General features: G+C 58.1%; 11 protein-coding genes. 6 read left to right on the forward strand and 5 right to left on the reverse strand.

Annotation, left to right across the window (positions count from 1 at the left end; all coding sequences use genetic code 11):
* Window positions 1-24 precede the first annotated feature (24 nt).
* Both DIT72_RS00485 and DIT72_RS00490 read left to right on the forward strand, forming a co-directional pair.
* A complete protein-coding gene (locus tag DIT72_RS00485) occupies window positions 25-1,908 on the forward strand; it encodes an N-acyl-D-amino-acid deacylase family protein (RefSeq protein WP_135953257.1) in 1,884 nt (627 codons plus the stop codon).
* A gap of 58 nt (window positions 1,909-1,966) precedes the next feature.
* Window positions 1,967-2,704: a maleate cis-trans isomerase family protein gene (locus DIT72_RS00490; protein ID WP_135953258.1), complete on the forward strand. Its 738-nt coding sequence runs from the start codon at window positions 1,967-1,969 to the stop codon at window positions 2,702-2,704.
* Here the strand turns inward: DIT72_RS00490 and DIT72_RS00495 are convergent.
* Genes DIT72_RS00495 through DIT72_RS00505 form a run of 3 tightly spaced genes read right to left on the reverse strand, consistent with a single transcriptional unit; the run spans window position 2,701 to window position 4,686 of the window.
* Window positions 2,701-3,591 (reverse strand): DMT family transporter, encoded by an 891-nt coding sequence (locus DIT72_RS00495; protein WP_135953259.1) that lies wholly within the window; start codon window positions 3,589-3,591, stop codon window positions 2,701-2,703. The two genes, DIT72_RS00490 and DIT72_RS00495, sit on opposite strands and share 4 nt — an antisense overlap.
* Window positions 3,592-3,627: 36 nt before the next feature.
* A complete protein-coding gene (locus DIT72_RS00500; RefSeq protein ID WP_135953260.1) occupies window positions 3,628-4,107 on the reverse strand; it encodes a sll1863 family stress response protein in 480 nt (159 codons plus the stop codon).
* Between the two features lie 60 nt (window positions 4,108-4,167).
* Window positions 4,168-4,686, reverse strand: coding sequence for a shikimate kinase (locus DIT72_RS00505; RefSeq protein WP_265937485.1), 519 nt, complete (start codon window positions 4,684-4,686; stop codon window positions 4,168-4,170).
* Window positions 4,687-4,858: 172 nt separating this feature from the next.
* On the opposite strand from DIT72_RS00505, the gene DIT72_RS00510 reads away from it, so the two are divergent.
* A complete protein-coding gene (locus tag DIT72_RS00510) occupies window positions 4,859-5,560 on the forward strand; it encodes a lytic transglycosylase domain-containing protein (protein ID WP_135953261.1) in 702 nt (233 codons plus the stop codon).
* Between the two features lie 13 nt (window positions 5,561-5,573).
* Here DIT72_RS00510 and DIT72_RS00515 read toward each other — a convergent pair whose 3' ends face one another.
* On the reverse strand, window positions 5,574-6,203 hold the full coding sequence (locus DIT72_RS00515) for a LysE family translocator (RefSeq protein ID WP_135953262.1): 630 nt from the start codon (window positions 6,201-6,203) through the stop codon (window positions 5,574-5,576).
* Between the two features lie 87 nt (window positions 6,204-6,290).
* On the opposite strand from DIT72_RS00515, the gene DIT72_RS00520 reads away from it, so the two are divergent.
* The 3 genes from DIT72_RS00520 (at window position 6,291) to DIT72_RS00530 (ending at window position 9,053) form a co-directional block, all read left to right on the forward strand.
* The gene (locus tag DIT72_RS00520; protein WP_135953263.1) at window positions 6,291-6,983 is read left to right on the forward strand and encodes a pseudouridine synthase; all 693 of its coding nucleotides are present in this window, start codon (window positions 6,291-6,293) and stop codon (window positions 6,981-6,983) included.
* Between the two features lie 13 nt (window positions 6,984-6,996).
* Window positions 6,997-8,346, forward strand: coding sequence for a dicarboxylate/amino acid:cation symporter (locus tag DIT72_RS00525; protein ID WP_135953264.1), 1,350 nt, complete (start codon window positions 6,997-6,999; stop codon window positions 8,344-8,346).
* 62 nt (window positions 8,347-8,408) lie between these two features.
* Entirely contained in the window at window positions 8,409-9,053 is a 645-nt protein-coding gene (locus DIT72_RS00530) for a DsbA family oxidoreductase (RefSeq protein WP_135953265.1), read from the forward strand.
* 61 nt (window positions 9,054-9,114) lie between these two features.
* Here the strand turns inward: DIT72_RS00530 and putA are convergent, their stop codons facing one another.
* The gene (putA, locus tag DIT72_RS00535) at window positions 9,115-12,744 is read right to left on the reverse strand and encodes a bifunctional proline dehydrogenase/L-glutamate gamma-semialdehyde dehydrogenase PutA (protein ID WP_135953266.1); all 3,630 of its coding nucleotides are present in this window, start codon (window positions 12,742-12,744) and stop codon (window positions 9,115-9,117) included.
* Between the last annotated feature and the right edge of the window lie 37 nt (window positions 12,745-12,781).

Raw genomic sequence — 12,781 nt, forward strand, 5'->3', positions numbered from 1 at the left:
ACGCCCAGGATAGGTGAGACACCCATGAGCGATACAACAACCGGCATTGCCTGGGACTACCTGATCCAGGGTGCCAAGGTTTTCGATGGCAGCGGTGAACTGCCGGTGCGCGAGGATATTGCTGTTGCTGATGGCAAGATCGCCGCACGGGGAACGAATCTCGATCCGGAAAAAGCGCACGAGGTCATTGATGGCAGTGGGCGCTGGGCCATGCCGGGGCTGTTCGATATCCACACCCATTACGATCTGGAGCTGGAAGTTGCCCCGGGGCTGCCAGAGTCCGTGCGCCATGGCACTACCACGGTGGTGATCGCCAACTGCAGCCTGGGGCTGGCCTTCGGTTCCCAGCGCAAGGACGGTGCAGACCCGATTGTGGACTGCTACGCCCGGGTGGAAAACATTCCCAAGGAAGTACTGAGAGCAACCGCCGACCGCGTGGACTGGCAGAATCCGAAGCAATACATCCAGCACCTGAACAAGCTCAGCCTGGGCCCGAACCTGGTTACCCTGGTGCCCCACTCAATGCTGCGCATTGAAGTCATGGGGTTTGAGGCCAGCATCTCCCGCGATCCCACCGAAGACGAACTCAAGGCCATGGAGTCACTGCTGGAGCAGGCACTGGATGACGGCTACGCGGGCTTTTCCACCGACGCCCTGCCGTTCCATTACCTCGCCAATCAGCCCAACACCCGCAAAACCATCCCCACCCAGTTTGCCGGCTATCCGGAAATCAAACAGCTGACGGATGTGGTCCGGCGCAAGGGCGGCGTCTGGCAGGCCACGCCGCCGAAAGACAGCACCGTTGATACCATCAGGACCTTCCTGCTCAGCTGCGGCCGTCTCCACGGCAAGCCGTTGAAAACCACCGTTGTGGCGGCGCTGGACGTACATAGCAACCGCAAGATTGTGCGGCTTGCGCGTTTTCTGGCACGGGTGCTCAATTCCCGCCTGTTGAAGGGTGATTTCCATTTGCAGGCCCTGGCAGCCCCCTTCAAGGTGTGGTCCGACGGTGCGGTAACGCCGCTGTCCGAGGAAATTGAGGAACTGCGCATTCTCAATGAAACCGAGCTGGAAGACCGGGACGGACGACTGAAAATCCTCAACGATCCGACCTACATCAAGCAGTTCAGGGCCATGTGGATGAGCGGGAAGACCGGATTTGGCCCCAAGCGCCTGAAACGCCTGCTCCGCCTTGAGGATTATGCCTTCAACCGTACTCTCGAAGACATGACCATCGATGTCTGCCCGCTGAAGGACTGGGAAGGCAAAACCTTCGCTGAGGTCTTTGCAAGAGTAAAAGCAGCCAATGCAGGAAAGTCTCTGGAAAGCAGCGACGCGGAACAGGACCTGTTGAAGGATCATTTCAGCCAGGTAAAGGATGAAAGCGATTTCGTACTGGCGATGCTGCGGGCCTTCGACCGGGATCTGAGCTGGCACACCGTCTCCGCCAACCGGGACGAGCGCACCGTGCGCAACCTGCTGATGGACCGCCAGCTACTGCCCGGTTTCAACGATAGTGGTGCACACCTTACCAACATGGCCTTCTACGACGGCAACCTGAGGGCACTGAAACTGGCCTCGGACGGCGGCGATATCGATGTGGCCTATATGGTTCGCCGCCTGACCCGTGACCCGGCCCGGGTGTTCGGCGTAAAGGGTGGCAGCATTGAGGTGGGTGACCAGGCAGATCTGATCCTGGTGGACCCTTCGGCACTGCGACGCATGGACCACAACAACACTGTAAGACGCCAGTACCGGGAGGAGTTCCGGCACGAACAACTGGTCAACAGGACCGATGGCGTGGTGCCCCTGGTAATGATCGCCGGCCATCCCGCCTGGCACGGCAACGAATTTGATGGGTCGCTGGGCCGGAAAAAGATGGGGAACGTGCTGGACACCACGTTCTGAGGCTGGTCAGCCGGAGACATTATACAACGTTCAAACGATCCAGAATGGTTGCAGCACGATGAACAATACAACCGCAAGAATGGCTTTTCTCTACCCCGGCCATGCCGCCGAGGATGATTACCCAAGGTTGGCGAAGATGATCTCGCCGGCAGCGGAGGTGACAGTCGTCCATACAGAGTTCAATGAAGATGCCCACACTGTAGAGGCTCTCAGGGAGATGGGAAGCCCACAGCGCCTCAGCGAAGGCGCACGGCATCTTGAGAACAAAGACCTGGAAGCGGTGCTGTGGACCTCCACCAGCGCCAGCTTCGTTCGGGGCATGGACGGTATCAGGGAACAGATTGAAACCCTGGAAAACCTGCTTCACATTCCCGCGTCCACCACTGCCATGGGCTTTGCACGGGCTATTACCGCAATCAATGCGAAGCGGGTCGCCATCGCAGCCACCTACCCTGAGAATGTTGCTCTGCTTTTTACGGCATTTCTGGAGCATTTTGATATCGAGGTAGTACACATGACCAGCCACGGCATTGTTACCGCCGCAGAAGCAGGCATGCTGGAGCGAGAGGCGGTAATGCGGTTTGCAACTGAAAACAGCCATCCGGACGCCGACGCATTACTGGTGCCGGATACTGCACTGCATTCGGCTGCCTGGCTGGAGGATCTGGAAGCCGCTGCCGGCAAGCCGGTGCTAACGGCCAACCAGGTCAGTTTCTGGGAGGGGCTGAGGCTGTGCGGCAAGCTGACTCCCCAGCCGGGGCTTGGCACGCTGTTCCGGGTGAACCCCTGGGATTAAGGGGAAGCCTTGCGCTGCGTCACCACCAGCGCAACCCCGGTAATGGATATGGCACCACCGATCATCGCCAGCACACCCAGCCGTTCATCAAAAAGCCAGAACGCCTCCAGAGCTGTTACCGGTGGCACCAGGTAGAACAGGCTTGCCACCTGAGATGCTGCGCCACGGCGAATAAGCCACATCAACAGCAGGATCGCACCGATCGAGACACCAAAGACCAGCCACGCCATCGACCATATAAGTGGCAGAGCCCATTCCACCTCACGGCTTTCAAAGACAAAAGCCCCCACGGCAAAAAACGTTGCCGCGGCGCTGTATTGAATAAAGGTGCCTGCCACAAGGTCCGCCTGGGTACCATGACGCTTCTGATAGACGGTACCCAGGGATATGCCGCCGAGGGAGAGCGCCGCCCAGATCAATGTCCATAGCGGGAAGTCCGTGGTGGATGGGCCGCCACCAAATTTCTCGAGCAGCACCAGGGTCACCCCTACCAGGCCAAGCGCCAGTCCCAGCCACTGGCGTGCCGAGACACTCTCCTTGAGTACCAGGATAGCCACCGCGGAGGTTACCAGTGGCTGCAAACCCACAATAAGCGAGATAATTCCCGAGGGCATACCACCCTGTATGGCGTAGTACACACCCCCCAGGTAGCAGCCGTGCACCAGCAATCCTGTCACCGCCAGATGCCCTGCCCCACGCCAGCCGGGCCAACGGGTTTTCATTAACCAGGCAAGTACACCAAGTAACGACAGCGTGAACAGCATGCGTATCAGCAGGAGGGTAAAGGGCTCTGCAAACGGCAAACCGTATTTGGCACCAATAAAGCCGGTGCTCCACAGCCAGACGAACAGCGCCGGCACAAAAAACGAATAAAAAATCTGGGGCATATGATTAACCGCGAGTCAGACGTGTGTGGGAGCGGATCAGATGCTCTCTTTTTTCTTGTCCGACTCGTCGGTCAGTTTGCGTTCAGTGTCATTCCACTGTTCGGACAGCGCCTCATAGGCGTCAGAAAAGCCTTTCCTGGCGCGTTCCCAGGCAGAGGATGAACTGGCCTGAAGTTCCTCGAACCAGTTCTGCACACGCTCCCGCTGCTCCCGCAGTGACGCCAGACTTTTCTTTGACTGTTCCCGCGCCTTGTCGCTCATGTCGTCCCAGTTCCGGTCCAACTCCTGCTGCAGTGTTTCAATGCGCCTGTCCAGAGCGTCGAGCGTAGCTTCAATGGTCGCTTCCGCCTCCGCTTTCTGGTCCGCCCCGAACTCCTCGAGAGCCTTGCCCAGTTCCCGCGTTTCTCTCTTCAGGGACTCGACTGAGGACTCCTCGGATGATTCCGCATGGAGATTGCCTGACATGCCCAGTGCCAGAATAAGCACCAGATGATAACCAAGCTGTTTGAAGTACATTAGAATTCTCCCGGGTTTATTTGGTAGAGCATAGCAATCTTTGAGGCCGGCATTCCGCTATCAGCTCCCACTCAACGCCTCCAAAACGGCATTACAAACCTCTTCGTGGTTCTTGCCAACACAATCAAGGACAATATCAGCCGCGCCAGAATAGAGCTCAAAACGCTCATTAAACAGTTCTTCCAGCGACTGGTCCGGACGGCGTGAAATGCCCCGTGCGCTGTGATCACCAATGCGATCAAGCACTATATCCAGGGGGATATCGAGAAATACCACCACACCATCGGCTTTCAGATGCTGCATCGCCGGTTCACTGTAAACCGCACTGCCACCGGTAGATATGACCTGATGCCTTACATCCAGCTTGAGCAACACCTGTTCCTCGATTCGCCTTAACGCCTGGTAACCATCGCCATCGACAATCTCCTGCAGAGTGCGGCCGGCTTCCTGCTGAATCAGCAGGTCGGTATCAACGAATCCCAGCCCCAGGCGCTTGGCCAGCAGCACCCCGACCGTGCTTTTACCGCTACCTGGCATACCGATGAGTACAATATTGCTCGGCGTTTTATTCGCGGGCACCGTACCTCCAGAATCTGCCAATAATGAGAACTGGCTGGCTATACCGGAAAAGTAACACTTTTTAGACAAACATTGCGGTTTCTTCAACCAACTATAGCCGTATAATCGGGCCCACGGCTGTCGTTTATGACAGGCAGCCGGCTTCATTGATCAGGCAGCCCAAGAGCAAACAATGACACGCGGCAAAACCTTTATCGCTTCATCACTGATCTTTCTGCTACTGGCCTTCTCTGCACCCCTGGCGGCCGATAGTATCAGGCGCATCGTTCACCCTGACGGGACGGTGGAGTACACCAACGTCAAGGGCAGCAGCCAGAAACGAGCCTCTACAAAGGATGAAGTGGTCTACCGCTACAGGGACGACAACGGCGTGGTCGCCTACAGCAGCAGCCAGCCCGCCAGCGCGGCATTTGATGTCATTCGCTTCCACTGCCATGCCTGCGACCCGGATTCCAACGTGAACTGGCGCACCACACCGCTGTTCCTGAAACCCTACCGGGACGAGATCAGGATCGCCGCCAGCGAATTCAATGTTGACCCGGCACTGGTGCGGGCTGTCATCCACGCCGAGTCCGCGTTCAATGACAAGGCCCTGTCACCGAAGGGCGCCCAGGGACTGATGCAGCTTATGCCTGCCACTGCAGATGAGCTGGGCGTTCACGATGCCATGGTTGCCCCGGAAAACATCCGCGGCGGCGTCAATTACCTGGCCCGCATGCTCAAGCGCTTTGACGGTGATATCAAACTGGCAACCGCTGCCTACAATGCCGGTCCGGGAGCCGTCGGGCGCCATGGCGGCATACCGCCCTACGCCGAAACCCGGGCCTATGTGGAACGGGTGGGCATCCTCCACGAACGGTATGCAGGCAACTGAACCCGTGTCCTTCCTAACCAAACGCCAGCCAGGCGCCAACCAGTAGCATCAGGCTGCCAGCCACTCTGTTGACGGTGCGGACACCACCTCCCTGTTTGAGGGCTTTGCGTAAGGTCTTGCCGCCGTGGGCATAGAGCTGGAGGCAGAGAAACTCCAGGCCAAGAATAATCAGAATCAGCACTGTCAGTTGCGGCGCCATCGGCAATTTACTGTCGATAAACGGGGGGAGCAGCGCGATGAAAAAAGCCCAGCCCTTGGGGTTGGCAATCGCCGTAACGAATCCCTGAAGCGCCAGTTGAAGGCGTGAGCTTTCAGCTGGCTCCGAGTCCTCTTCCGGCATCGCCATTCTGCCCCGGGAACGCCACATCTGGATGCCAAGCCATGCCAGATAGGCACCGCCGGCGTACTTGAACACCGCAAACGCTGTCGGATATTTCAGCATGAAGGTTGCCACACCCACTGCCGCAGCCGTCGCCACCAGAGCGACGCCGACAAGCTCGCCCGCCATCATCCACAACGCCCGCTTCACGCCAATGGTGATGCCCAGAGACAGCGCGAGGGTCATACACATGCCCGGAGTAATGGACACCACAAAAAACGTCGGGACAAAGGCGGACAACAAGGCCAGGTTCAGTGACAACACAAAGAAACTCGCAGATCAGGGAGCGAAAACGTTCATTATACAACTAATGCGGATAACGCAACCCGGAAAGGCGGTAATATTGTCCTTATGAAGCTTTCACGAATTCTCAGTAATCATAACGGTGTCAGCCGCAAGCAGGCCAACGCATCAATCGCCGCCGGGAAGGTAATGGTGGACGACGCTGTCTGCCGCGAGGCTGCCTGTGAAGTGGACCGTTTCTCAACAGTGACCTGCCATGGCCGCGTTTTTCAGGCGGCTGAACCGGCCCATTATCTGATGCTGCACAAACCGCCGGGGTACCTCAGTGCCACCGAAGACAAGGTTCACAAAACGGTAATGGCGTTGATCGACCCCGGCCTGCACAAAAATCTCCATATAGCCGGCCGGCTCGACCGCGCCAGTACCGGATTGCTGATTCTCACCAATGACGGAACCTGGTCGCGCCGGCTGACCGAGCCTCAAATCAGGGTACCGAAGGTTTACCGGGTCACCACCGCCAGCACGATCACCCCGGAAACAGCCGAACGTTTCGCGGAGGGGATCTGGTTCGAATTCGAACAGCTCAGAACCTCGCCAGCCAGGCTCGAACTTCTCGGCGCGCAGACAGCGCGGGTTACTATCTACGAAGGCCGTTATCACCAGGTGAAACGCATGTTTCATGCCGTAGGCAATCGAATAACTACCCTGCATCGTGAGAGTATGGGTAACATCCACCTTGATGACAGCCTTACATCCGGCGCCTACCGCCGGCTGACAAAAATGGAGATCAGCTCCTTCTGAGCAGGCCCCCTCTATGACGGACAACGACAGCTCAAACTATTATCCCCGACCGCTAAAATATCTGAGTGGCTATCTGTCCGGGCTGGTGGAGGGCCGGCTGTGGCTGAAAGTGCTCATTGGCATGTTCCTGGGGCTTGTCACCGGCACCTTGCTGGGCCCCTCTATTGGCCTTGTCGAGCCAGCGACAGGCACCCTCATCGGTAACTGGCTGGCATTTCCGGGGCAGCTCTTCCTCGCCACCATCCAGATGATCGTGATCCCGCTGGTTATTGCCTCTGTGGTGCGTGGCCTTGCCGCCAGCGAAGACCTGGAGCAACTCCGCAAGATGGGGCTGCGGGTGACCGGTTTCTTCGTAGTCACCACCGCCATCGCCGCGTCCATCGGACTCTGGGTTGGCAATCTGATGAACCCCGGCGGCATGATGACCAGCCTGGCAAACACTGTCGCAGCCGGGGAAGGCACGACCACCACAGCGACCATGCCCAGTGTGGACGAACTTCCCAAAACGCTGATTGGCCTGCTTCCCGGCAATCCACTGGACGCCATGGTCGAGGGCCAGATGCTACAGGTGGTGATTTTCTCCATCATAGTCGGCATCGCTCTGGTAAGCATGGCCCCGGAGAAATCCCGGCCCCTGCTGGACCTGCTGGACTCCCTGCAGCAGGTCTGCATGACGGTAGTGCGTTGGGCCATGCGGCTGGCGCCATACGCGGTGTTCGGTCTGATGGCACAGCTCACCACCACTATCGGCTTCCAGGCCATGGTGGGAATGGCATCCTACGTAGCGACAGTACTGGTGGGGCTACTGCTCTTGCTCGGGGTGTATATGCTGATCCTCAAGATACTGGCCGGCCAACCCCCGATCCGGTTCATCAAGGACAGCCGTGACGTTCTGCTACTGGCGTTTTCAACTTCAAGCTCTGCGGCAGTGATGCCACTGTCCATTCGCACTGCTGAAGACAAGCTCGGGGTGCGGCCTTCGGTTTCGCAATTCGTCATTCCGCTGGGCGCCACCATCAACATGAACGGCACGGCGCTGTACCAGGCGGTGGCGACGGTCTTCCTGGCCCAGGTCTATGGCATCGATCTCAGCATGGGCAGTATGGCGTTAGTCGTGGCCATGGCGGTAGGGGCCTCCATTGGCTCGCCGGCAACGCCGGGCGTGGGCATCGTCATTCTGGCAATGGTATTGCAGACAGTGGGTATTCCGCCCGGCGGTATTGCACTGATCATGGGCGTGGATCGGATTCTGGATATGTGTCGTACGGCGATCAACGTTACCGGAGACCTGGTCACCTGCCGACTGGTGGAAAACTGGTCGGGCAAACGGCTACCTTCAGAGCCGGGGCCCCGGGAGTCATGAAGGCGACGTGCCGCAAAACTTTCTGGTAACCTGACTGCCTGAAAATTCAACCGGGAGTTCCCATGACAACCGTGCAAATCGATATCGTTTCTGACATTGCCTGCCCGTGGTGCGCCATTGGTTACGCCCGCCTGGAAAAGGCGATGGAAGCCCTGAAGGACGAGATGGACTTTGCTGTGGAATGGCATGCCTTTGAGCTGAACCCGGACCCTTCCGGCGACGGTGAACCTATCCTGCCGGCCCTGAGTCGCAAATACGGTCGCAGTGAAGACGAGATGAGGGCCAACCAGGCGCAGATGATTGAGATCGCCACAGAGCTGGGGCTGAATTTCGAGAAGCTTCAGCAACGGTATACCCGCAATACTTTCGATGCTCACAGGCTGGTGAAGTGGGCGGGGGAACAGGGTAAACAGACCGAGATGAAGATGGCTTTCTTCGAGGCCTATTTTGGCCGCGCCGAGAACATTTCAGATCCGGACGTGCTGATTCATTGCGTTGAGGCCATTGGCCTGGATGGCCAGCAAGCGCGGGAGGTGCTGGCATCCGACCGGTACGCGGATGCGGTGAGGCAGGATGAGGCTCAATACCAGCAAGCCGGGGTGTCAGCGGTGCCCGCCTTCATCATCAACCGGAAATATCTGGTTTCCGGTGCGCAGGAGCCGGAAACACTGACAAAAGCATTCCGGGAAATTGCCGAGGCTGCCTGAGAAATCCCCGGCAGTCGTCAGCAGCCCCCCCTTCCCTGGGGGGTATCCCGCGGACCAACCCTTACTCGGAGGCCGCGATCAGGCTGGCGTTACCGCCCGCTGCAGTGGTATCCACACACAGGTGACGCTCAATTACGTAGCGCTGATCCAGCTTGTGCTCGGTGATCAGTGGCAGCAGCGCGCCGTCACGCTTCATCAGAGCCCGACGATACGGCTTCAGCAGTGACGGCTTTGCACAGCTGACGACAGCATCGAAGCCATTAACCGTTTCAACCGCCTCAGGCTCCAGGCGGCCTTCCACACCGACTACCGGCAGGCCAGCCCTGGCGGCGCGATCCACTGTGTGGCTGACACCCGGCGCAATGACCACCGCTTTGTTGCCCTGAGCCAGGGCCATCGTCATCTGTTCGATGGCTGTTTCCTTATCCGGGCCAAGACACAGCACGGTGCCACGGGCATGGTTGCTCAGAATGTTGCTTTCACCGGTTGGCCCGGGCATTTCCTCGGCGTGGGCATCAAGTGGCTCCGGAACCGAGTCAAACAACTGCTTCATGGTCTCGATTCGCGCTTTTGGCTTCGGGGAGTCCATCCCGTCAAGCTTGCCGATCAGGCTCTCCAGCTTCCTGGCATCCACTTTCCCGTCAATGGACTCCGTCGGGCGCTGGACCGTCTCCCCTTTCATGAATCGGCGCACGTACTGGGGGCCACCGGCTTTCGGACCGGTGCCGGACAGGCCTTCGCCACCGAACGGCTGGGAACCCACGATCGCACCGATCTGGTTGCGGTTGACGTAGGTGTTACCAACCTTGATGCGACTGGCTATGCGGTCAACCCGGCGGTCTACGCGGCTGTGAACGCCAAAGGTCAGGCCGTAGCCCTTCGCATTGATATCATCCACCACTTTATCGATGTCTTTCGCATCAAAGGTCGCCACATGGAGCACCGGGCCGAAGATTTCTTCTTCCAGATCCTCAATGCCATTCACCCTGAGCACTGCCGGAGACACAAAGTTGCCCTTGTGGGGCACTGACAGTTTCTTGAGAAGCTGGTCCCTGTTCTCGAACTTCTTGCAGTGATCGATGATTTTCCTGGCAGAGGGATCATCAATGACCGGGCCTACGTCAGTAGACAACAGCCACGGATCACCAATGCCCAGCTCTTCCATGGCGCCGTACAGCATTTCCAGCAGGCTGTCTGCGATATCGTTCTGGATATACAACATCCGCAACGCGGAGCAGCGCTGGCCTGCACTCTGGAATGACGATGCCAGCACGTCCCGAACCACCTGCTCCGGAAGCGCGGTAGAATCCACGATCATGGCGTTCAGGCCGCCGGTCTCTGCCACCATGACGGCATCCGGTTCCATATTTTCTGCCATGGCCTTGTCGATCATCTTGGCGGTGTTGGTAGAACCGGTAAAGCAGACGCCGGCGACGCGGGAGTCCGAGGTCAGCCCCCCACCCACGGTGGCACCTGTACCCGGCAGCAGCTGGATCGCGTCCCTGGGAATACCGGCCTCATGCATCAGCTCGACTGCCCGGACCGCCAGCAGCGAACTCTGCTCGGCCGGCTTGGCCAGAACCACGTTGCCGGCCACCAGGTTTGCCAGAATCTGGCCGGTAAAGATCGCCAGCGGGAAGTTCCAGGGCGAGATACACACAACCGGCCCCCGGGCTTCACCGCTATCTTCGTAGCGAACACCTTCGTTGGCATAAAAGTTGGCAAAATCCACTGCTTCGCGAATTTCAGCCACTGCGTCCGAAAGCGATTTACCGGCTTCCCGCGTGGTCAGCGCAAACAGCTCGTAGGTGTTCTCTTCATACAGATCCGCCACCTTACGCAGGCAGGCGGCACGTTCTTCCGCGGAGGTGGCAGACCAGGATTTGAAACCTTCCTGGGCGGCAGAAATGGCCGTGTCGATATCGGCTTCGTTGGCCTGGGTAACATGGCCCACCAGATCGTCGGGGTTGGCCGGGTTGCGAACTACCTGTACTTCGGTACCCGATACATCACCTGCGATCAGCGGCCCGCCCTTCCAGTGGTGTTCTTTATAGGCACCACGGCCCTTTTCGATGGCTTCGATCGTTACCGGATCAGTGAGATCCCAGCCTTTGGAGTTGCGGCGATTCTCACCGAAGATCCTGGACGGATGCACAATCGCCTTGCTGGAAATGTCTTCACCCATTTCCCTGACCGAATCGATCGGATCTTTCGCGATCGTTTCAGGTGTAATGCTTTCGTCCACAATCTGGTTTACGAAGGAACTGTTGGCACCGTTCTCCAGCAGTCGACGCACCAGATACGCCAGCAATTCCCGATGAGGCCCTACCGGCGCATAAATCCGGCAGGGTACGCCGCTCTCTTTCATGACCTGGCTGTGCAGGGATTCACCCATGCCGTGCAGGCGCTGAAACTCGTAATTGGCTTCGCCACGAACCCTGGCCAGCTCAAGAATTGCCGACACGGAATGGGCATTGTGGGTTGCGAACTGCGGGTAAATGCGGTCGGTCATATTCAGCAGCTTGGTGGAACAGGACAGGAACGACACATCACTGCAGGCCTTGCGCGTGAACACCGGGAATCCGTCCAGGCCCATTACCTGGGCACGCTTGATTTCAGCATCCCAGTACGCACCTTTGACCAGCCGTACCATGATACGACGATCGTATTTTTCGGCCATGGCATACAGCCAGTCCAGCAGGAACGACGCTCGCTTGCCGTAAGCCTGCACGACCACGCCAAAGCCATTCCAGCCTGCCAGCGCAGGGTCACTCAGAAGCGTCTCGATGACATCCAGTGAGAGGTCCAGCCGGTCCTGCTCTTCGGCGTCAATATTGAAGCCCATATTGGCGGCGGCAGCTTTGTTGACCAGCCGCTTGGCCCTGGGCACGAGCTCCTTCATAACCCGTTCTTTATTGCCATACTCATATCTTGCAAGCAACGCAGAGAGCTTGACCGAAATGCCCGGATTCTTGCGAACGTCACCACTGCAATGCCTGGCGATACTGTCGATGGCATCAGAGTAGGAATTGTAATAACGCTGGGCATCATGATCCGTGCGAGCAGCCTCCCCCAGCATGTCGTAGGAGTAGGTGTAGCCCTTCTTCATGTAGTCTTCACCCGCTTTCTGGGCTTCCTTGATGTCGCGCCCGAGCACGAATTGCCGCCCCATCTCTTTCATGGCCTGGCCAGCAACCGTACGAATCACCGGTTCACCCATGCGTTTCAGGAGCTTACGGAGGGTTTCACCCACGCTTTTGCGCTCGGAATCCCTGAGCAGGTTGCTGGTCATCAGCAGGGCGATGGTCGCCGTGTTTATCAGCGAGGAAGAGGCCTTTCCCCTGTGGTCACCCCAGCATCCCGACGTGATCTTGTCTTCAATAAGATCATTAATGGTCGTGCTGTCCGGCACCCGCAACAGCGCTTCGGCCAGGCACATAAGCGCCACGCCCTCTTTGGTCGTCAGCCCGTACTCCGCCAGAAACTTTTCCATAATGGTGGACCTGGCGTTTTTGCGGACACTGCGCACCAGCTCCGCTGCGCGGGCGGAGATCGCCTTACGTTCTTCCTGGGTCAACTGAGCGCCAGCAATCATTTCACTGATGACGGTGTATTCATCGGCCAGATAATAATCACGAATGGCCTGCCTGCTATCGACGAGCTCTGGCGTCACTGATTGCTGCGGTCTCATATTGAACCCTCTCAATTGTTTGTCTTCCCCGCATTCT

It is taken from the genome of Marinobacter orientalis, from assembly GCF_004792665.1.
GTDB lineage: Bacteria > Pseudomonadota > Gammaproteobacteria > Pseudomonadales > Oleiphilaceae > Marinobacter > Marinobacter orientalis.

Bases quoted from the DNA above. Each gene is read 5' to 3' on its own strand.
- DIT72_RS00485 (WP_135953257.1), top strand. From the start codon at position 25: ATGAGCGATACAACAACCGGCATTGCCTGGGACTACCTGATCCAGGGT.
- DIT72_RS00490 (WP_135953258.1), top strand. From the start codon at position 1,967: ATGAACAATACAACCGCAAGAATGGCTTTTCTCTACCCCGGCCATGCC.
- DIT72_RS00495 (WP_135953259.1), bottom strand. From the start codon at position 3,591: ATGCCCCAGATTTTTTATTCGTTTTTTGTGCCGGCGCTGTTCGTCTGG.
- DIT72_RS00500 (WP_135953260.1), bottom strand. From the start codon at position 4,107: ATGTACTTCAAACAGCTTGGTTATCATCTGGTGCTTATTCTGGCACTG.
- DIT72_RS00510 (WP_135953261.1), top strand. From the start codon at position 4,859: ATGACACGCGGCAAAACCTTTATCGCTTCATCACTGATCTTTCTGCTA.
- DIT72_RS00520 (WP_135953263.1), top strand. From the start codon at position 6,291: ATGAAGCTTTCACGAATTCTCAGTAATCATAACGGTGTCAGCCGCAAG.
- DIT72_RS00525 (WP_135953264.1), top strand. From the start codon at position 6,997: ATGACGGACAACGACAGCTCAAACTATTATCCCCGACCGCTAAAATAT.
- DIT72_RS00530 (WP_135953265.1), top strand. From the start codon at position 8,409: ATGACAACCGTGCAAATCGATATCGTTTCTGACATTGCCTGCCCGTGG.
- putA (WP_135953266.1), bottom strand. From the start codon at position 12,744: ATGAGACCGCAGCAATCAGTGACGCCAGAGCTCGTCGATAGCAGGCAG.